16 protein-coding genes are annotated in these 18,097 nt (G+C 67.7%); 5 read left to right on the top strand and 11 right to left on the bottom strand.

Annotation, left to right across the window (positions count from 1 at the left end; genetic code table 11):
* Positions 1-41 precede the first annotated feature (41 nt).
* Together KIH07_RS21020 and KIH07_RS21015 are read right to left on the bottom strand one after the other, a co-directional pair.
* A complete protein-coding gene (locus KIH07_RS21020; RefSeq protein ID WP_226493820.1) occupies positions 42-1,208 on the bottom strand; it encodes a nucleotide sugar dehydrogenase in 1,167 nt (388 codons plus the stop codon).
* Between the two features lie 284 nt (positions 1,209-1,492).
* On the bottom strand, positions 1,493-2,398 hold the full coding sequence (locus KIH07_RS21015; RefSeq protein ID WP_226493819.1) for an AEC family transporter: 906 nt from the start codon (positions 2,396-2,398) through the stop codon (positions 1,493-1,495).
* A 224-nt stretch (positions 2,399-2,622) separates the two neighbouring features.
* On the opposite strand from KIH07_RS21015, the gene KIH07_RS21010 reads away from it, so the two are divergent.
* Positions 2,623-3,600: a tripartite tricarboxylate transporter substrate binding protein BugE gene (locus KIH07_RS21010; protein ID WP_226493818.1), complete on the top strand. Its 978-nt coding sequence runs from the start codon at positions 2,623-2,625 to the stop codon at positions 3,598-3,600.
* On the top strand, positions 3,600-4,517 hold the full coding sequence (xerD, locus tag KIH07_RS21005; protein ID WP_226493817.1) for a site-specific tyrosine recombinase XerD: 918 nt from the start codon (positions 3,600-3,602) through the stop codon (positions 4,515-4,517). The genes KIH07_RS21010 and xerD overlap by 1 nt, the downstream gene beginning before the upstream one ends.
* Positions 4,518-4,530: 13 nt before the next feature.
* Here xerD and KIH07_RS21000 read toward each other — a convergent pair whose 3' ends face one another.
* The 5 genes from KIH07_RS21000 to KIH07_RS20980 form a co-directional block, all read right to left on the bottom strand.
* Complete coding sequence (locus KIH07_RS21000; protein ID WP_226493816.1) at positions 4,531-5,979, bottom strand: phospholipase D-like domain-containing protein; 1,449 nt, start codon at positions 5,977-5,979, stop codon at positions 4,531-4,533.
* A 109-nt stretch (positions 5,980-6,088) separates the two neighbouring features.
* Entirely contained in the window at positions 6,089-6,667 is a 579-nt protein-coding gene (locus KIH07_RS20995; RefSeq protein ID WP_226493815.1) for a DUF1439 domain-containing protein, read from the bottom strand.
* 53 nt (positions 6,668-6,720) lie between these two features.
* Positions 6,721-7,326, bottom strand: a complete 606-nt coding sequence (locus KIH07_RS20990; protein WP_226493814.1) for a glutathione S-transferase — start codon at positions 7,324-7,326, stop codon at positions 6,721-6,723.
* Between the two features lie 44 nt (positions 7,327-7,370).
* Positions 7,371-7,625, bottom strand: coding sequence for a DUF3297 family protein (locus tag KIH07_RS20985; RefSeq protein ID WP_226493813.1), 255 nt, complete (start codon positions 7,623-7,625; stop codon positions 7,371-7,373).
* Positions 7,626-7,812: 187 nt separating this feature from the next.
* Positions 7,813-10,875, bottom strand: a complete 3,063-nt coding sequence (locus tag KIH07_RS20980; RefSeq protein WP_226493812.1) for a transglycosylase domain-containing protein — start codon at positions 10,873-10,875, stop codon at positions 7,813-7,815.
* 277 nt (positions 10,876-11,152) lie between these two features.
* Here KIH07_RS20980 and KIH07_RS20975 point away from each other — a divergent pair, with 277 nt between their 5' ends.
* Positions 11,153-11,524 (top strand): hypothetical protein, encoded by a 372-nt coding sequence (locus KIH07_RS20975; RefSeq protein ID WP_226493811.1) that lies wholly within the window; start codon positions 11,153-11,155, stop codon positions 11,522-11,524.
* Between the two features lie 24 nt (positions 11,525-11,548).
* On the opposite strand, the gene dbpA is transcribed toward KIH07_RS20975, so the two are convergent.
* The 4 genes from dbpA to KIH07_RS20955 form a co-directional block, all read right to left on the bottom strand.
* A complete protein-coding gene (gene dbpA, locus KIH07_RS20970) occupies positions 11,549-12,967 on the bottom strand; it encodes an ATP-dependent RNA helicase DbpA (protein ID WP_226493810.1) in 1,419 nt (472 codons plus the stop codon).
* A gap of 58 nt (positions 12,968-13,025) precedes the next feature.
* Entirely contained in the window at positions 13,026-14,513 is a 1,488-nt protein-coding gene (locus KIH07_RS20965; protein WP_226493809.1) for a sensor histidine kinase, read from the bottom strand.
* Positions 14,510-15,538: a sensor histidine kinase gene (locus tag KIH07_RS20960; protein WP_226493808.1), complete on the bottom strand. Its 1,029-nt coding sequence runs from the start codon at positions 15,536-15,538 to the stop codon at positions 14,510-14,512. Before KIH07_RS20960 ends, KIH07_RS20965 begins: the two co-directional genes overlap by 4 nt.
* Before the next feature lie 70 nt (positions 15,539-15,608).
* A complete protein-coding gene (locus KIH07_RS20955; protein ID WP_226493807.1) occupies positions 15,609-16,478 on the bottom strand; it encodes a ferritin-like domain-containing protein in 870 nt (289 codons plus the stop codon).
* A gap of 71 nt (positions 16,479-16,549) precedes the next feature.
* Here KIH07_RS20955 and KIH07_RS20950 point away from each other — a divergent pair, with 71 nt between their 5' ends.
* A complete protein-coding gene (locus KIH07_RS20950; protein ID WP_226493806.1) occupies positions 16,550-17,074 on the top strand; it encodes a gamma carbonic anhydrase family protein in 525 nt (174 codons plus the stop codon).
* A gap of 38 nt (positions 17,075-17,112) precedes the next feature.
* A complete protein-coding gene (locus tag KIH07_RS20945) occupies positions 17,113-18,093 on the top strand; it encodes an Hsp33 family molecular chaperone HslO (protein ID WP_226493805.1) in 981 nt (326 codons plus the stop codon).
* Positions 18,094-18,097: the final 4 nt, after the last annotated feature.

Below are 18,097 nucleotides of genomic sequence, written 5' to 3'. Positions count from 1 at the left end.
TGATGCTGGGTGAAAGAATCGAAAGTGGGCGGGAGCCGGGGTCAGTCGCTGCCGAACAGATCGCGCGTGTAGACCTTGTCCCGCACGTCGGCGAGGGTCTCGGTCATGCGGTTGCTGATGATGACATCCGCCTCGCGCTTGAAGGTGTCGAGGTCGTTGACGATGGGCGAACGGAAGAACTCAGGCTCGCTCAGTCCGGGCTCGTAAATGATGACGTGCACGCCCTTGGCTTTCAGGCGTTTCATGATGCCCTGGATGCTCGACGAGCGGAAATTGTCGGAGCCGGCCTTCATGATCAGGCGGTACACGCCCACGGTCTTGGGGTGCTTGCGCAGGATGCTCTCGGCGATGAAGTCCTTGCGCGTGGTGTTCGACTGCACGATCGCCTGGATCAGGTTCTGCGGCACTTCCCGGTAGTTGGCCAGCATCTGCTTGGTGTCCTTGGGCAGGCAGTAGCCTCCGTAGCCGAACGACGGGTTGTTGTAGTGGTCGCCGATGCGGGGATCGAGCCCGACGCCTTCGATGATCTGGCGCGAGTCCAGGTTGTGCGTGGCCGCGTAGGTGTCGAGCTCGTTGAAATAGGCCACCCGCATTGCCAGGTAGGTGTTCGAGAAAAGCTTGACGGCCTCGGCTTCGGTGGAATCCACGAACAGGACCTTGACGTCCTTCTTGCGCGCCCCTTGTTGGAGCAGGCCGGCAAACACCTCGGCCCGCGCCGAACGCTCACCGACGATGATGCGGGAGGGGTAGAGGTTGTCGTGCAGCGCCTTGCCTTCGCGCAGGAACTCGGGCGAGAACATCAGGTTGTGGCAACCCATTTCGGCGCTGATGCGCGCCGTGTAGCCCACCGGCACCGTGGACTTGATCACCATCACGGCGTCTGGGTTGATGCGCATCACGTCACGGATGACCGCCTCGACCGAACCGGTGTTGAAGTAATTGGTCTCGGCGTCGTAGTCGGTCGGCGTCGCGATGATGACGAAGTCGGCGCCGACATAGGCCTCGTGCTTGTCCAGCGTGGCCCGCAGGTTCAGTGGCTGGTGCGCCAGGAAGTCCTCGATTTCGGCGTCGGCGATCGGACTCTGCCGGGCGTTGATCATCCGGACTTTTTCCGGGAGGATGTCCAGCGCCACCACCTCGTGGTTCTGCGCGAGCAGAACCGCGTTTGAAAGTCCCACGTACCCGGTGCCTGCGACCGCGATTTTCATAAACGAATCCCTGATTCACCGCAGCGCAATGGGCGGTGAGGAAAGTGTGTTGCATCGGCATGAGCAGCGCTGACGCTCCGTGCCATCACCGCCACGTGCCGAACATGGGGAAGGTTGGATGCGCCAGGACGGCCCGACGGAGCAAAAAAACACCCCGTGCTGCGATGACGACACGGGGCTGGGGCGGGCCGCTCCAGTGCTACAAACCGGCTAATTTTGCCACAACGCCACCCGTCGCCCGGCCGGGTCGGCGCCCCGACGCCCTTGCCGCGACGGCCCGCAACTCAGTTCAACAAACCGAGCGCGAACGGCAGACTCAGCATGCCCAGCAGCGTGGAGAGCGTGACCAGCCCGGCCACGTAGGGGCCGTTGTAGCCCATGCGCGCGGCCAGCACGTAGCAGCTCGATGCGGTGGGCACGGCCGAAAACATGAGCAGCACGGTGGTTTGCGTGGGGTCCAGCCGGAACAGCCGGGCCAGGCCGAAGGCCAGCAGCGGCATGCCCAGGTGTTTCGCCGCCAGTACCCCGGCGCCCAGCGTCTTGGCCGACGCCAGGCTGCCGAACTGCATGCCGGCGCCCGCGGCCATGAGGCCCAGTGCGAGCGAGGCCTGGCCGATGCGGTTGACGGTGGGTTCCAGCCAGACCGGCATGGAAAAGCCCAGCAGGTTGGCGACGAGGCCACTGGCGGTGCCGATGATCAGCGGGTTGCGCAGCAGCTCGCGGGCAAAGCCTTTGCCCGCGTGGTGGGCCATGGGCCAGACGGCGCCCACGTTGAACAGGGGCACGCACACGCCGATGAGCACCGCGATCATGAGCAGGCCGGGCGGCCCGGCCAGTTTCTCGGCCAGCGCCAGCGCGATGAAGGAGTTGAAACGGAACCCGACCTGGGCGCTGGCCGCGTGCAGGCGCACGTCGATCCGTTGGCCGAGCCAGGGCCAGTGCGGCAGCGAATAGGCCAGCGCGATGCCGCCCACCCCCAGCGCCAGACCGGCACCCATGAGGCTGGACGCGGCCGAGAGATCGAGCGGGCTTTTCACGATGGAGTGAAACAGCAGCACCGGGAACAGGAAGAAATAGACCAGGCTTTCCACCTGTTCCCACACTTTGCGGTTGAGTGCGGTGAAGCGGCAGACCAGGTAGCCACAGAGGATGAGCGAGAAGTCGGGGAAGAGGAGTTGGGCGAAGTTCACCGGGGGAGCATAGCGTTTGAGCGGAAGAAGTCCGGGGGTTTGTACTTATGTAATCTCCCCATGGTCAGGGGACTTTTCGTTGTCTACAGTGAGGGCCTGAACCGGGCGGTGCCGTTTGTTGTCACTGGCTCGGGTATCGGAAGCCCAAAAAAAGCGTGGGAAGCATGACCTGCGCCGTCCAATCGGTTCCCCGTTCTGTTCCATCCACTTGAGGAGTACGCGTTATGGTTTGTCGTCGTCAGCTGTTGTCCATGGGCTTGGTTGCCGCTTCTGTAACGGTGGCGGGGGGCGCCTGGGCCCAGGCATTTCCTGGCAAGCCGATCCGGCTGCAGGTGCCATTTGCCGCCGGAGGGACCACCGACATCATCGCCCGGGTCATGTCCGAGCCGCTGGGCAAGGCGCTGGGGCAGAGCGTGATCGTGGAGAACAAGGCCGGTGGCGGTGGCGTGATCGGTGCCAGCGAGCTTGCGCGCGCGGTGCCCGATGGTCACATCCTGGGCATGGCCACGGTGTCGACCACCGCCGCCAACCCCGCCATCAATCCCAAGATCCCCTACAACACGCTCACCGACTTCACGCCCATCATCAATATCGCGGCCACGCCCAACGTGATCGCGGTGCACCCCAGTTTTCCTGCCAAGGACTACAAGACCTTTCTGGCCGAGCTCAAGAAGAACCCGGGCAAATACAGCTACGCCAGCTCGGGCACGGGTGGCATCGGGCATCTGCAGACCGAGTTGTTCAAGAACCTGGCGGGTGTGTTCATGACGCACATTCCCTACCGGGGGGCGGGCCCAGCGCTCAACGACACCGTGGGTGGGCAGGTCGCGATCATTTTCGACAACCTGCCGTCGGCACTGCCTCACATCAAGGCCGGCCGCCTGATCCCGCTGGTGGTGGCCGCGCCCCAACGGGTGGCCTCGCTGCCGGACGTCCCCACCTTCAAGGAAGTGGGCCTGGAGCCGGTGAATCGCATGGCCTATTACGGCATCATCGCTCCCAAGGGCCTGCCCAAGGACGTGGTTGACAAAATCTACAACGCCACCAAGCAGGCGCTGACCGACCCAGCGGTGAAAAAGCGCATTGAAGACACGGGTTCGCTGATCGTGGCCAACACGCCCGATCAGTTTGCCGCTCAGATCAAGGCCGAGTTCGAGGTCTACAAGGACGTGGTGACCAAACAGAAGCTCAAGCTCGATTGATGGACCTCGCCCTGGTGGCCAGCAGCGAGGCGAGCGTCGGGGCCTTTGTCGACGCCCTCTGGCTCGAAGAAGGTCTCTCGCGCAACACGCTCGACGCCTACCGGCGCGACCTCACGCTCTACGGCCAGTGGCTGGCCGGACACGGCAAGGCCCTGCCGCAGACCGCGGAGGCCGACATCAACGCCTATTTCGCCGCGCGCCACGCCCAGACCCGCGCCACCACCGCGAACCGGCGGCTCACCGTGTTCAAGCGCTACTTCCGTTGGGCGTTGCGCGAGCGCCTCATCAGCGCCGACCCCACGCTGCGCCTGGTGGCCGCGCGCCAGCCCATGCGGGTGCCCAAGACCCTGTCGGAGGCCCAGGTGGAGGCCCTGCTCAACGCGCCCGACACCGGCACCCCGCTGGGCCAGCGCGACCGTGCCATGCTGGAGCTGATGTACGCCAGCGGCCTGCGCGTGAGCGAGCTGGTGCAGCTCAAGACCTTTCACGTGGGCCACAACGAACACGTGCTGCGCATCACCGGCAAGGGCAACAAGGAGCGCCTGGTGCCGTTCGGCCAGATCGCCGGCCAGTGGCTGCAGCGCTATCTGGCGCAGGGGCGCAAGGAGATCCTGGGCGGGCAACAGAGCGAAGACCTGTTCGTGACCTCGCGCGGCACCCGCGCGGGCGAGGCCATGAGCCGGGTGATGTTCTGGAACCTGGTGAAGCGCTACGCCCAGCAGGCCGGCATCACCACGCCGCTCTCGCCCCACACCCTGCGCCACGCCTTCGCCACCCACCTGCTCAACCACGGCGCCGACCTGCGCGCGGTGCAGATGCTGCTGGGCCACGCCGACATTTCCACCACCACGATCTACACCCACGTGGCGCGCGAACGCCTCAAGAGCATCGTGGCCCAGCACCACCCGCGGGGCTGAGCGGCGCCGGGCGTCACATCAGGAAATCCAGCCAGTTGGCGATCGGCGCGATGCGGCGCATGCGGGAGATGGCCTCGTCGTCGGCGCCGTCGGTCAGGGCGTCGAGCCCGCCGGCATCGGCCGTGCCCACGATCGCGCGGGACTGCGCCATGCGGGCCTGCATGTCCTGGATCATGGTCTTCGCGAGAAACGCGTTGTTGCGGCAGACCACGATCAGTTCGGAATTCAGGTTGGCCGAGCGCGGGTCCATGTTGTAGGTGCCGACCACCACGGTGTGGTCGTCGAACACCGCGCGTTTGGCGTGCACGCCCCAGCGTCGGGAGGCCGAGGGTCGCAGCCCGCTGGCGAGCGGGTTGCCCTGGTAAGCCCAGACCTCCAGGTTGGGCATCTTCAGCGCGTCCAGCGAATGGGCCAGGCTGGCGACGGTGTAGTAGGCGTCGGTGGAATGCAGGCTGTTGGTCAGGAACTGCAGCTTGACGCCCCGCTGCACCACGCCGCGCAGCAGCGCCATGCCGTCGTCGCGCAGCACCAGGTAGGGGCTCTCCACCATGATCTGCTGGCGCGCCTCCTGGACCAGCCGGGCAATTTCCAGATAGACCTTGCGCCGCTCGACGCCGGAGCCCGGGTAGTCGGTGACGAAGTGGATGTCGTTGCAGGTGGACATCTGGTGCTGGGGCTGGTGTTGCCGGAGCTCGGCGGCCAGGGCTTCTTCCTGTGGCGACGCGCCGCCCAGCAGGCCTTGCCCCGTGCCCGGGGTGGCGTCCGGCGTCACGTCCTCGGGCCGGGCCACCCAGTCCGAGCGCCAGTACAGCTCGAAGCTGTCGGCGATCGCCCCCACGATGGGGCCGTGGATGAGCATGTCGCTGTCGAGGAAGTTGTAGGCCTCCGAGAGGTCGAAGTAGTCGTTGGCGATGTTTCGCCCGCCAATGATCGCCTTCTGGCGGTCCACCACCAGCAGCTTGCGGTGGGTGCGGTGGTTCGACGCGAAGAACCGGGCCATGCCCGCGGTGTTGTAGTACCGCACCTCCACGCCCGCGGCCTTCAGGGTCTCGGCGTACTGCGGCGCCAGTTTGAAGATGGGCAGCGCGAAGTCCACCAGAATGCGCACCCGCACACCCTGCTGCGCCTTGCGCGCCAGCGCCTGCGTGACCAGTCGGCTGGCGGTGTCGATCTCGTAGATGAAGAACTCGAGTTCGATGGATTCCCGGGCTTCCTCGATCATCCGCATGCGCGCGGCGAGCGAGTCGAACCCCACGTCGAGCAGGGCCACCGGGTGGGGCTCGCGCGAACGCGCGTCGATGGCTTCGTGCGTGGGGGCTTTGCCCAGCCACTGCCGTTCACTGGCTTCCTGAATGCCCAGGAAGGCGAGGTAGAGCACGGTGGGCAGACCCACGATCAGCCCCAGCAACCCGAACCCGGCCCATTTCAGAATCCGCCGCAAGGTCCATGTGGTCGTGCGCATCCGTCGTCCCTGTTCCATGTCGAGTTCTTGAATGGGGCGAAGTATCGCACCCGGGACCACGTCCGCAGGGCGGCCGCCCGCGCAGACGCTGGGGCTTGGCGCCGGGCGCCTACAGCGGTTTCACCACGAAGCCGATCACCAGGCCTTCGTCCGTGACCGTGATGCTGCCCGGGCGCAGGCCCAGCACGTCGGCCATGGCCAGGTCTTGGGGGCGCAGCTGGTGCAGCACCAGTTCCTGCAGCGACTGCTCGGCCAGGGTGGGGCCGTAGGTGTTGAGCATGTCCACCACGCCCGGTTGCAGGCTGGGAAAACGCAGGCGGTAAAAGCGCAGCTGGTGGGCGCGGATCGTGCGGTCGCTGGCCTCGTAGCGCAGCGCGAAATCGACCTCGAAGGTGCCCCGGTGGCTGCGGTTCAGGGCCGGGCCGGCGGCGTCCACCGTCATCTCGGCGCCCAGGCGATTCTGCGCGGACAGCAGGCGCAGGCGCGGCGTGCGCAGGTCCAGGTTCAGCAGACCGGGTATCGGGTAACGCAAGGGAAAACGCTGCGCCACTGCGCTCTGCAATTGATCGGGCGACACCGTGTAGCGGGGCGCGGTCGGGGGTTGCGGTTCGGCGTCGGCTGGCGCGGCCCAGGCCCGCGGGCTCAGTGCCCCGCAAAGGACGGTGGGCAGAAAAAATCGGCGGCGCATCCGTGCTCTCCTTCAGTGGCTCTGCCGCCGCACCCGCGGGGCCGGGGCAGCGCTCATTGCGGGCAGGCCCGGAACGCCGCCAGTTGCTCGGCCTGTTCGCTGAAGGCCTGCAGCGCGGGATGGCGCTCGGGCGACACCACACCGGGCAACACGTGTTGGGTGAAGGCCCAGGCCACGGCCACGCTCACACCCGCCTGGCTGATCTGCTGTGGCGCCAGCGGCGGCGGGGCGCTTTCCACGGCCTGCTCCAGCAACCCATAGGCCGACAGCAACTGACCCTGCACCCGGTCCAGCCAGGGCTGGTGCTGTTTTTCGGCCGGCCGCAGCCGCTGCTCGTAGACGATCTGCACCGACTTCTCGCACGCGGCCAGCGCAAGCCCCGTCAGGCGCAGGACTTCGCGGCGCGCGGCCAGATCGTTCGGCATCAGGCTGCGGCCACCGAGCGATTCGACGTATTCCAGGATCAGCGACGAGTCCATCAGCACCGAGCCGTCGTCGCACACCAGGGTGGGCGCTTTCACCACCGGGTTGATGGCCCGGAACTGCTCAAAGGTGCTGAACACGGACAGGGGCTGGTGTTCGAACGGCAGCTCCAGCAGGTGCAGGGAAATGGCGACGCGGCGCACGTAGGGGGAGTCCAGCATTCCGATGAGTTGCATGGCGTGTCTTTGTATGTGGGGGAGGTCCGGGGCGGTGTGTCCGACTATTTGTAGAACACCTCGACCTTGCCCTTGAGCCGGATCATCAGCGGCTGGCCCTTGCGGTCCAGCGTCTTGCCGGCGGGCACTTTGACCCAGCCTTCGCTGATGCAGTACTCGGCGACATCAAAGCGCTCCTGGTCGTTGAAGCGGATGCCGATGTCGTGCTGGAACACGGCCGCCACGTGGTGCGGGCTGCGCGGGTCGATGGACAGGTGGTCGGGCAGGGGTGGTTGGGTGAGGGCTTGGGGTTCGTTCATGGGGCTATTTTCGACCACTTCCCAACCAAGCGTATGGGCAGAACGTTTCCCGTCTTTCATGGCACCGGAGCGCGATCCGCAACGCGTGAAACGGTCCAGCCCAGGGCACCGCCGGGCCGGCTTTGCCGGACGGCCAGTGCCGCCCCCTTTGAGGGGGTCGCGCGCAGCGCGGCGGGGGTGTTGTCCTTCAAGGGGCCTGAGGGCAGCCGCCCTCGGGTGTGCTGTCCAGATGGGGCATCAGCAGCGGGCCCATGGAGCGCAGGATCTGCACCGGCAGGCCCGAGGTGAATCGGTATTGGGCGGCGTTGGGCCCCACCACGTAGGCGGTCACGGTGCCGAAGTGCCGCGGCCCCAGGTAGAACACGAAGGTGGCGGTGCGGTTCAGGGCGGTGGTGCTGCGCCCGCGCACCACCACGCGGTTGTCGCCGGTGCCGGTCTTGCCGCCGGGCGACAGGTCTTCCCCGGAGTCCGTGCGGAAGCTGCCCGCCAGGCGCCGGGCGGTGCCCCGTTCCACCACCTCGGAGAGCGCGCGCCGCAGCGCCTGGGCCACCTCGGGCGCCATCACCCGCTCGCCCTGGGCCTGCGTCTGCTTCAGCGCGGTTTCCCAGGGCGTGCCTTCGGCCAGGCGCAGGTCCGACAGGCGGTGCGTGGGCAGGCGCACGCCGTTGTTGACGATGATGCCCATCAGCTCCGCCAGCGCGGCGGGCCGGTCGCCCGAGCTGCCCAGGGCCGTGGCCAGCGAGGGCACCAGGTGGCTGAAGGGGTAGCCCAGGCGGGTCCAGCGGCGGTGGATGTCCAGAAAGGCCTCCACCTCCAGCATGGTGTAGATGCGGGAGTCCTGCGCATCCTTGGCGCGCGTTCGGAACAGCCAGCGGTAGACCGCCTGGCGCTCGGCGGCGCTGGCGGCGATCGCGTCGCTGAGGGTGGCCTGGGGGTGCTGCACCCGGTAGGCCACCAGCCAGAGTTCCAGCGGGTGGACGCGGGCCACGTAGCCGCGGTCGGGCAGGTCGAAGGCCTCGGGCGCGTAGCGCTGGTGCAGCTTTGCCACCCGGCGCGCGTCGGGCGCCCGCTCGCCCAGGCGCGTCGCCAGGTAGGCGCCCAGGGCCTCGGGCGGTGCCTGTGGATTCAGGTAACGGAACACGGCGGCCAGCCGGTCGGCGCTGGGGCGCAGTCCGTCGAGCAGCACGGCCTGCAGCTCGTCGGGGGTGCGCTGGTCGGTCTTGCGCCAGAAGCGGCGCAGGAAGGTCTGGCCCTCGCGGTCGGCGAACAGCGCCAGGTAGGCTTCCCGGCGGGGGTCGCTGTCGTCCTCCAGCAGGCGGGCGGTGCTGCCGGGCACCTGGTACATGGTGTGGCGCACCACCTCGCGCAGCAGCCGCACGAAGGGCAGGTTGATGGAGGCCTGCATGGCCTCGCGCACGGAAAACTCGCGGGGGTCGTCGTCGTCGTTGAAGTTGTGGAAGCTGTGCAGGCCGCCGCCGGTGAAGAACTGTTCACCCGGGTTGGCCGAGAAGCGGCGCTCCATGGACGCGTCGAGCATGGCGCTCAGGCTGCGGTCGCTGCTGGCGGACAGGTACTGGACCGCCCAGCGCGAGAGGCTGTCCTGGCGGCTGATCGGGGTGGCCTTCAGTTGCGCCGGCTCCAGTGGCGCGAGCTTGTCGTGCAACTGGGCCACCAGCTCCAGGTAGGTCGCCAGCACGCGCAGCTTGGCGGTGGAGCCCAGCTCCAGCTTGCTGCCTTCGTTGATGTCCAGGGGCTGGCGGGTGGTGTCGGTCTGTACCCGGATCATGTTGCCCTGGTCGGTGCTCTCCAGCAGCGTGAAGCTGTAGCGGACCGCGCCCAACGTGGCGGGCTGCAGCAGGCGCTCGCCGATGAGCTCCTGCGAGCGGGCGAACGCGGGGTCGGTCAAACGGGCCAGGTAGTCGTCGACCGTGTCCTGCAGCTTGCCGTTGAGCGTGGTGCCCACGCGCGCGTCCAGCCGGTCCAGCTCGTACAGGGAGGTGCCCAGCATGCTGGCCAGACGGACCCGCAGGACGGCGCTGCCCTTGTCCGGGTGGGGCGGCGGCAGCGGCGGGCTGCTCGCCATGTTGCGAAACCGCAGCTTCTGCTGCAGGGCGGCGTCGCGCCAGGCGGGCTCGATGATGCCCTGCGCGGCCAGCAGGCGCAGGTGGGCGTCGGTCGCCTGGTTCAGGTCTTCGCGCCCCTGGGCCAGGTACCACGACGGCCGGCGGTGCGCGATCAGCAGGGCCACCACCTGGCGCAACACCTGGGCCCGTGCCGTCGGCTGCTCCACCGGGCCGGGAGTGGGCTGCAGCAGGGTGCGGACCTGCTCCAGGTCGGTGCCGAACCACACCCACAGACCGTCGCCCAGACCGTGCACCTCGCCGTGGCGCGGCGCGGCCGACAGCGGCACCGTGTTCAGGTAGTCCAGCACCAGCTGGTGGCGCGCGGCCAGGGTGTCTTCGCCGGCCCGGTAGGCGCGCACCGCGGCCGAGGCCATCTGCCGCAGTTTTTCGCGCGCGTCGTGCGTGATGCCGTCGGGCGAGTGGCGGTATTTCTCGATCTGCGTGGCCAGCGTGCTGCCGCCCTGGGTGTCGATGTCGTCGTTGATCTTGTTGCCCAGTTGCCCGAGCACCGCGCGGGTAAAACGTGGCCAGTCGACCGCCGGGTTCAGGTGCGGGCGCTCGGGGTCGAGCAGATCGCGGTTTTCGATGAACAGCAGCGCCTGGACCACCAGCGGCGGCACGCTCTCAAAGTGCTCGAAGCGCCGGTAGGGGTAGCGGAAGCGGTGCAGCGCGGTGCGTCCGCAGTCCAGCACCGTCAGGCCGGTGTGGGTTTTCTCCACATAGGGGGCGAACAGGCCGCGTTCCAGGTGGGCCTGCAAGGCGTCGTTCTGGCGGGCCTGCTCGGTGACCTCGAACCCATGCGACTGGAGGCTGGCCACGAAGGCCGGAATGCGGGTGTAGCCCATCCGCTGGTCAAACGGGCCGTGGGTGGGAAAGCGGATGGCCTCGGCCGGGCCGGGGGCCATTTCATACCCCAGCGCGGCGGCGTAGCGGCTCAGCTTTTTGGCCTGCAGGTCGGAAGTCTGCGCCTCATGCCACACGAAGAGGACCGACGCTCCGCACAGCAGCACCAGGGTCAGGGCCGCCGCGCGGCGCGGGTGGCGGCGCAAAACCGCCCAGCGCCGCTGATCGGGCGTGTTGCCGATCGACGCGGTGGGAGAAGCCTCGCTGATGCGCTCTTCAGACATGAAGAAATCCAGATGCGACCGTGCACCATGGTATGGGCATTCGAGCGTTTTTGTGTGTCATCGTTGTGTTGTTGCCCACCGATGGCCGGGTGATGCTGGACAGGCGCGCCCAAGCCGCCCGGACAGGCCGCTGCCGGCCCTGTGGGGCAGGCCGCCCTCCCGGCCCTGTTGGCGTACCGGGGCAAGTATCGAAAGCGCGGCGGGTGCCGGTCTGTGCGGTAGCGCACTTGTGCCCCTGCGCGGTCAGGGCCTGCCCAGGTTTTGCCAGAATCGGCCCATGAAACAACGCTTTTCATCGAACAATACGGCACCCGAACACTGGCGTTGCGACGTGGGCAGCGGCTCGGTCGCGGTGATCGACGTTCCCGACGCGCTGGACCGGCGCCGCGTGTTCGACGTGGACGTCACCCTGATCGTGCGCGTGCCCGCCGGCTTTGACGGGCCCTGGCACGAACTCACGGTGGAGATCGACGGCAAACGCCAGTGGTCGCGCCGCATCCCCAGCGCCAGCCCCGGCTTCACCGACGGCCTGGACTACCACCGCCGCATCCCGCTGGAGGCGGGCCGGGCACTGCGTGTGCGCGCCGTGGCCGGGGTGCACGGCGCCAGCGTTCAGCAGCTGTGCATCGAGGTCCGGGAAGAAACCTGAGCGCGGCTTCGGGCGCTCCGCTTTTCAGTCCTCCAGCACCCGCACCTTCACGCTCTTGCCTTTGATGCGGCCGTCGTTCAGCCGGCTGGCGGCCTGCTGGGCGATGTCTCGGTCCACCGCGACGTAGGTGGACCATTCGTTGACGTTGATCTTGCCGACCTGTTCGCGGGTGTAGCCGAGGTCGGCGGTGAGTGCGCCCAGCACGTCGCCGGGGCGGATCTTTTCCTTGCGCCCGCCCTGGATGTGCAGCGTCACCATGGGTGGCACCAGGGGGCCTTGGCCGGTGGGGGTGAGCTCGGCGATTTCGTGCCACTCGGATTCGCGGCCCTGCAGCTGCTCAATGCGGCCCACATAACCCATCTCGTCCATGCTGGCCAGGTTCAGCGCCAGGCCGCTTTCGCCGGCGCGTCCGGTGCGGCCGATGCGGTGGATGTGCACCTCGGGGTCGGGCGTCACGTCCACGTTGATCACGGCGGCCAGGCTGGCGATGTCGAGCCCGCGCGCGGCCACGTCGGTGGCCACCAGCACCGAGCAGCTCTTGTTGGCGAAGCGCACCAGCACCTGGTCGCGCTCGCGCTGCTCCAGTTCACCGAACAGCGCCAGTGCGCTGAAGCCCTGCGCCTGCAGCACGCCCACGAGGTCGCGGCACTGGGCCTTGGTGTTGCAGAACGCCAGCGTGCTGGCCGGGCGGAAGTGCAGCAGAAGCTGGCTCACCGCGTGCAGGCGCTCGCTGTCTTTCACCTGGTACCAGCGCTGTTCGATCTGGCCACCGGCGTGCTGCGCCTCGACTTTCACCGTGACCGGCTCGCGCATGAACTGCGCGGCGAGCTTGGCAATGCCTTCGGGGTAGGTGGCCGAGAACAGCAGGGTCTGGCGCTCCTTCGGGCACTGGCGCGCCACCTTCACGATGTCGTCGAAGAAGCCCATGTCGAGCATGCGATCGGCTTCGTCGAGCACCAGGGTGTTGAGCGCATCGAGCTGCAGGCTCTGGCGCTCCAGGTGGTCCATGAGGCGGCCGGGTGTGCCGACCACGATGTGGGCGCCGTGTTCCAGCGTGGCGAGCTGGCCGCGCAGCGGTACGCCGCCACACAGCGTGACGACCTTGATGTTGTCCTCGGCGCGCGCCAGTCGGCGGATTTCGGTGGTCACCTGATCGGCCAGCTCGCGCGTGGGGCAGAGCACCAGCGTCTGCACCGCGAAGCGGCGCGGGTTCAGGTTGGCCAGCAGGGTGAGGGCAAAGGCGGCGGTCTTGCCGCTGCCGGTCTTGGCCTGGGCAATGATGTCCTTGCCCAGCAGGGCGGGCGGCAGGCTGGCGGCCTGGATGGGCGTCATGGCCAGGTAGCCGAGCTGCTGCAGGTTGGCCAGCGTGGCGGGCGAGAGGGGCAGCGTGCTGAAATCGCCGGTGGGCGAGGCGGCGGAAGGGGTCGGGGCGGAATGGGTCATCCCCGATTATCGGCACGCGCCCGGTTTCAGCGGGCGACCGGGGTTGCCGCCAGCGGATTCAGGCCGTGAGCGTGAAGTAGAAGGTGGCGCCCTGGTTGGGCGCGGCCACCGCCCAGACCCGGCCGCCGTGGCGCATCACGATGCGCTGCACGATGGTCAGGCCGATGCCGGTGCCGGCGTATTCCTGCTCCCGGTGCAGGCGCTGGAACGGGCCGAACAGGCGGGTGGCGTGGACCATGTCGAAGCCGCAGCCGTTGTCCCGCACGAAAAAGACCGTTTCGCCGTTCCGGGTTTCCGAGCCGACGTCGATCCGGGTGACTTCGCACCGGGCGGTGAATTTCCAGGCGTTGCGCAGCAGGTTGTCGACCACGCTGCGCACCAGTGCGAGGTCGGCCATGGCCGTGAGGCCCGGGGCCACGCGGACCTGGGCCACCCGGTCGGGCTCCGCGCGCATGAGCTGGTCGGCGATGTCGCTGGCGATCTCGCTGATGGGGACCACGCCCAACTGCAGGGGCGCCTGGGTCAGGCGGGACATGTTCAGCAGGGCGTCGATCAGCGCACCCATGCGCTGGCCCGCGGCCGAGATGCGCTCGACCAGCGCCAGGGTGTCCTCGCCCAGATCCGCGGGGTGCTGCAGCATCAGTTCCTTGCTGAAGCCCACGATGGCCCGGATGGGCGCGCGCAGATCGTGCGCCACCGAGTAGCTGAAGGCCTCCAGCTCCTTGATGCTCAGGTTCAGTTCGGCGGTGCGTTCGGTGACCAGTTTTTCCAGACCGTCGTTGAGCATCTTGAGCCGGATTTCGCTGTGTTTGCGGTCCGAAACGTCCTGCACCACGCCGGTGAAGCGCTGGCTGGGCCAGCGCGCGGCTTCGACCCGGAGCCAGCGCGCCCCGTTGCCCTGGGTGAGCACGCGGAACTCTTCGCTGAACTGTTTCAGGTCGTTCAGGTTTTCGGTCAACCGGGCTTCGATGGCGGCGCGGTCGCTCGCGTCCACCCGCGACAGCAGTTCCTGGACCGACAGGGTCTGTTGCCCGGGCCAGCCCAGCAGGTCGGCCGTGCGGGCCGAGGCGGTGATGGTGCAGGTGGTGGTGTCGAGCTCGATCACGCCCATGCTGGCGGCGTCCAGGGCATGCTGCAGCAACCGCTGGTTGTGCGTGAGCTCGGTTTCCAGTTTGTGGCGTTCAAAAGCCATCTGGATGGTGGCGTGCAGCTCGCGCTCGGAAAATGGTTTGAGCAGGTAGCCGTACGGCCGGGTCTTGCGCGCGCGCTCCAGGGTCGAGTCTTCCGAATACGCGGTCAGGTAGATGACGGGGATCGCATGCGTTTCCTGCAGCCGGGCCGCCACTTCGATGCCGTCCATGTCGCCCTGGATGTGGATGTCCATCAACACCAGGTCGGGCATCAGCCGAGACACCATTTCCATGCTCTCGGGGCCCGAGACCGCCACGGCGGGCACGTCGTAGCCCATCTGCTCCAGGCGTTGCTGCAGGTTGAAGGCGACGATGCTTTCGTCTTCGACCACGAGGATGCGTGCTGCTTTGTTCATGGTTTTCGCGCCAGTGGAAATCGCAGGGTGAAACGGGTGGGGGCTTCGCGTTGCACCTGCAGGGTGCCGTGCAACTGCCGGGTCAGCAAATTCACCAGCTGCAGGCCCAGAGAGCCCGGGCGTTCGAGGCTTTGCTCGGATGCGAAGCCGACGCCGTCGTCGCCGATGGACAGCTCGACGTTGCCCTCTGCATCCTGGAGCAGCCCCACCTGCACGGTGCCGCGGCGACGGTCCGGGAAGCCGTGTTTCAGGGCGTTGCTGACCAGTTCGTTGACGATCAGGCCACAGGGGATGGCTTCGTTGATCGGCAGCTTGACGTGGTTGGCGTCGATCTGGACGTCGACCTGGCCCGGCGAGGTGCCGTAGGACTCCATCATCGTGGGCAGCAGCTCGCCCAGGAACTGCTGGAAATCGACCTGCGCAAAGTCGTGCGACTGGTACAGCGTCTGGTGGATCATCGACATGGAGCGGATCCGGTTCTGGCTGTCGCGCAGCATGCCCACCACCTGGGGGTCGTCGATCTTCAGCGCCTGCAGGTCGAGCAGGCTGTGGATCACCTGCAGGTTGTTCTTCACGCGGTGATGCACCTCTTCGAGCAGCAGCTCTTTTTCCTGCAATGCGGCGTGCACGAGTTTCTCGCTCTCCTTGCGCTCGCTCAGGTCCAGGATCACAGACAGCACCATCGGCCCCTCGCCGGTCTCGACCGGGTTGATGCCGATCTCGACCGGGAATTCGCTACCGTCCTTGCGCAGGCCCGCGAGGTCGCGCCCGGCGCCCATGGGCCGCGCCACCGTCTCGGCCACGAAACCTTGGCGGTAGCCCGGGTGGGCATGGCGGTAGCGCACCGGCACCAGGATCTCCACCGCCTGGCCCAGCAGCTCCTCGCTCGCGTAGCCAAAGGTGGTTTCGGCCAGGCGGTTCAGGCGCGTGATCAGACCCTGCTGGTTGACCACCACCATCGCCACCGGGATGCGGTCAAACGCCTGGCCCAGGTACTCGTCGAGTCGTATTTGCTTGTGAGGCATTGGCAAATACTAAGCGGTTTGTCACCAGATGTATGTGATCCATTGCGGTTTTGGCGCACCGCGGGCGGGGTCAGGCGCCCAGCAGATAGTCCAGCTCCTGCTGGCTGAACCCCGCCGCGAGGCGGGCCGCGTCGTTGAACGGGGGCCGCAGGCGCGGGGCTTCGTGCCGGCGCGCGAGCACCCGGTAGTGGGCCAGCGGGTCCAGCCCCTGCTGCGCGCACAACCAGCCGTACCAGCGGTTGCCGATGGCCACGTGGCCGATCTCGTCGCGCAGAATCACGTCCAGGATCTCGATGGTGCACAGCGCGGCCGGGGTGTTGACCTTGCGCAGCCGGGCCTGGATCAGCGGCGTGGCGTCGAGCCCGCGCGCTTCGAGCGTGCGCGGCACCAGCGCCATGCGCGCGGTGATGTCGTGCTGCGTCTTCACGCACATCTCCCACAGGCCGTCGTGCGCGGGAAAGTCGCCGTAGTCGTGGCCCAGGCTTTGCAGGTGGCTGCGCAGCAGGCCGAAGTGGGTGGCTTCTTCGGCCGCCACCCGCAGCCAGTCGCGGTAGAAGTCCATCGGCATGCCGGCAAAACGCCAGACCGCGTCGAGCGCGAGATTGATGGCGTTGAACTCGATGTGCGCGATGGCGTGCAGCAGCGCGGCCATGCCCTCCGGGGTGAAGGGTGAGCGCTGCGGCACGTCGGCGGGGGCGATGAGCGGGGGCCGCGCCGGGCGGCCGGGCAGGGGGATGTCGGGGGCCGCGCTCAGCTCGGCGGCCGGCTCCAGCCAGTGCAAGCCTTCGTCCCCGGGCGGCATCTCGCGCAGGGCGTCCAGCAGGCGGTGCGCCGCCTGCGCCTTGGTGGCCGGGTCGGTGATGCCCAGCGCCTGCAGCGCCTGAGCCCGAAGGCTGGGGCGGGGCATGGGTGGCGTGGGACGGTCGGCGCGGGCTTGCATCCCTACAATTCTAGGTTTCGCGTCGGCGCCAGCCGCCGGCCACCGACCCCGAACCCCAGGAGACTTCCCCGATGGCGATCTACGAACTCGATGGTGCCGCGCCGCGCCTGGCCGCGTCGGCCTGGGTGGCCGACAACGCCCAGGTCATGGGCGATGTGGAGCTCGGCGAAGACTGCAGCGTGTGGTTCGGCGTGACTGTGCGCGGCGACACCGACACGATCCGCATCGGGCGCGGCAGCAACATCCAGGACGGCAGCGTGCTGCACGCCGACATGGGCCTGCCGCTGACCGTTGGCGAACACGTGACCGTGGGCCACCAGGTCATGCTGCACGGCTGCACCATCGGCGACGAGTCGCTGATCGGCATTGGCGCCATCGTGCTCAACGGCGCGAAGATCGGCAAGAACTGCCTGGTGGGCGCGGGCGCGCTGGTGACCGAGGGCAAGGAGTTTCCCGACGGCTCCATGATCATCGGCAGCCCGGCCAAGGCGGTGCGCCAGCTCACGCCCGAGCAGATCGAAGGCCTGCGCCAGAGCGCGAAACATTACGTGGCGAACGCGCAGCGCTTCCGGAACGGCTTGAAAAAAGTCGCCTGATCCCGATCTGCCAGCGTTGACCGAACCGAAAGAACCCCTTGTCCGAACTCCACAAATTCATGTTTGAAGGCCTGCCGGTGCGCGGCATGCTGGTGCGCCTGACCGACGCCTGGACCGACATCCTGCACCGGCGGGAGCAAGCCGGCGGCTATCCGGCGGCGGTGCAGGAACTGCTGGGCGAGATGACGGCGGCGGCCACGCTGATGCAGGCCAACATCAAGTTCAACGGCGCGCTGATCATGCAGATCATGGGCGACGGCCCGGTGAAACTCGCCGTGACCGAGGTGCAGCCCGACCTGAGCCTGCGCGCCACCGCCACCGTGGTGGGCGAGGTGGCGGCCGATGCGCCGCTGTCGCACATGGTCAACGTGAACAACGCGGGCCGCTGCGCGATCACGCTGGACCCGAAAGACCGCCTGCCCGGCCAGCAGCCCTACCAGGGCGTGGTGCCGCTGTTTGGCGACCGGCGCGAAAAGCTGGAGAAGCTCAGCGAAGTGATCGAGCACTACATGCTGCAAAGTGAGCAGCTCGACACGCGCCTGGTGCTCGCCGCCAACGACAAGGTGGCCGCGGGCCTCCTGATCCAGCGCCTGCCGCTGCAGGGCGAGGCCAACCTGGCCGGTGCGGGCGCGGTGGCCAAGGACGAAGACCAGATCGGCTTGAACGAGGACTACAACCGCATCGCCATCCTGGCGGCCAGCCTCAAGCGCGAGGAACTGCTGGAGCTGGACGCCGAAACCATCCTGCGGCGCCTGTTCTGGGAAGAGGACGTGCGCCGCTTCGACCCGCTGGTGGGCGACGAAGGGCCGCGCTTTGCCTGCACCTGCTCGCGCGAGCGCGTGGGCAACATGCTGCGCAGCCTGGGGCGCGACGAGATCGAATCCATCATCGCCGAGCAGGGCCAGGTGGAGGTGGGCTGCGACTTCTGCGGCGCGCAGTACCGGTTCGATCCGGTGGACGCTGCGCAGGTCTTTCTGCAGCCGCACACGCAGCCGCCCGCCACGCCCAATCTCCAGTGAGCGG

The organism is Hydrogenophaga taeniospiralis, assembly GCF_020510445.1.
In the GTDB taxonomy this organism is placed as follows: domain Bacteria; phylum Pseudomonadota; class Gammaproteobacteria; order Burkholderiales; family Burkholderiaceae_C; genus Hydrogenophaga.
The sequence above is the reverse complement of the archived record's forward strand: the minus strand, read 5'-3'. Positions and strand labels throughout refer to the sequence as shown.

Coding starts and splice junctions, on each gene's coding strand:
- KIH07_RS21020 (WP_226493820.1), bottom strand. CDS start 1,208: ATGAAAATCGCGGTCGCAGGCACCGGGTACGTGGGACTTTCAAACGCG.
- KIH07_RS21010 (WP_226493818.1), top strand. CDS start 2,623: ATGGTTTGTCGTCGTCAGCTGTTGTCCATGGGCTTGGTTGCCGCTTCT.
- xerD (WP_226493817.1), top strand. CDS start 3,600: ATGGACCTCGCCCTGGTGGCCAGCAGCGAGGCGAGCGTCGGGGCCTTT.
- KIH07_RS21000 (WP_226493816.1), bottom strand. CDS start 5,979: ATGCGCACGACCACATGGACCTTGCGGCGGATTCTGAAATGGGCCGGG.
- KIH07_RS20995 (WP_226493815.1), bottom strand. CDS start 6,667: ATGCGCCGCCGATTTTTTCTGCCCACCGTCCTTTGCGGGGCACTGAGC.
- KIH07_RS20990 (WP_226493814.1), bottom strand. CDS start 7,326: ATGCAACTCATCGGAATGCTGGACTCCCCCTACGTGCGCCGCGTCGCC.
- KIH07_RS20985 (WP_226493813.1), bottom strand. CDS start 7,625: ATGAACGAACCCCAAGCCCTCACCCAACCACCCCTGCCCGACCACCTG.
- KIH07_RS20980 (WP_226493812.1), bottom strand. CDS start 10,875: ATGTCTGAAGAGCGCATCAGCGAGGCTTCTCCCACCGCGTCGATCGGC.
- KIH07_RS20975 (WP_226493811.1), top strand. CDS start 11,153: ATGAAACAACGCTTTTCATCGAACAATACGGCACCCGAACACTGGCGT.
- dbpA (WP_226493810.1), bottom strand. CDS start 12,967: ATGACCCATTCCGCCCCGACCCCTTCCGCCGCCTCGCCCACCGGCGAT.
- KIH07_RS20965 (WP_226493809.1), bottom strand. CDS start 14,513: ATGAACAAAGCAGCACGCATCCTCGTGGTCGAAGACGAAAGCATCGTC.
- KIH07_RS20960 (WP_226493808.1), bottom strand. CDS start 15,538: ATGCCTCACAAGCAAATACGACTCGACGAGTACCTGGGCCAGGCGTTT.
- KIH07_RS20955 (WP_226493807.1), bottom strand. CDS start 16,478: ATGCAAGCCCGCGCCGACCGTCCCACGCCACCCATGCCCCGCCCCAGC.
- KIH07_RS20950 (WP_226493806.1), top strand. CDS start 16,550: ATGGCGATCTACGAACTCGATGGTGCCGCGCCGCGCCTGGCCGCGTCG.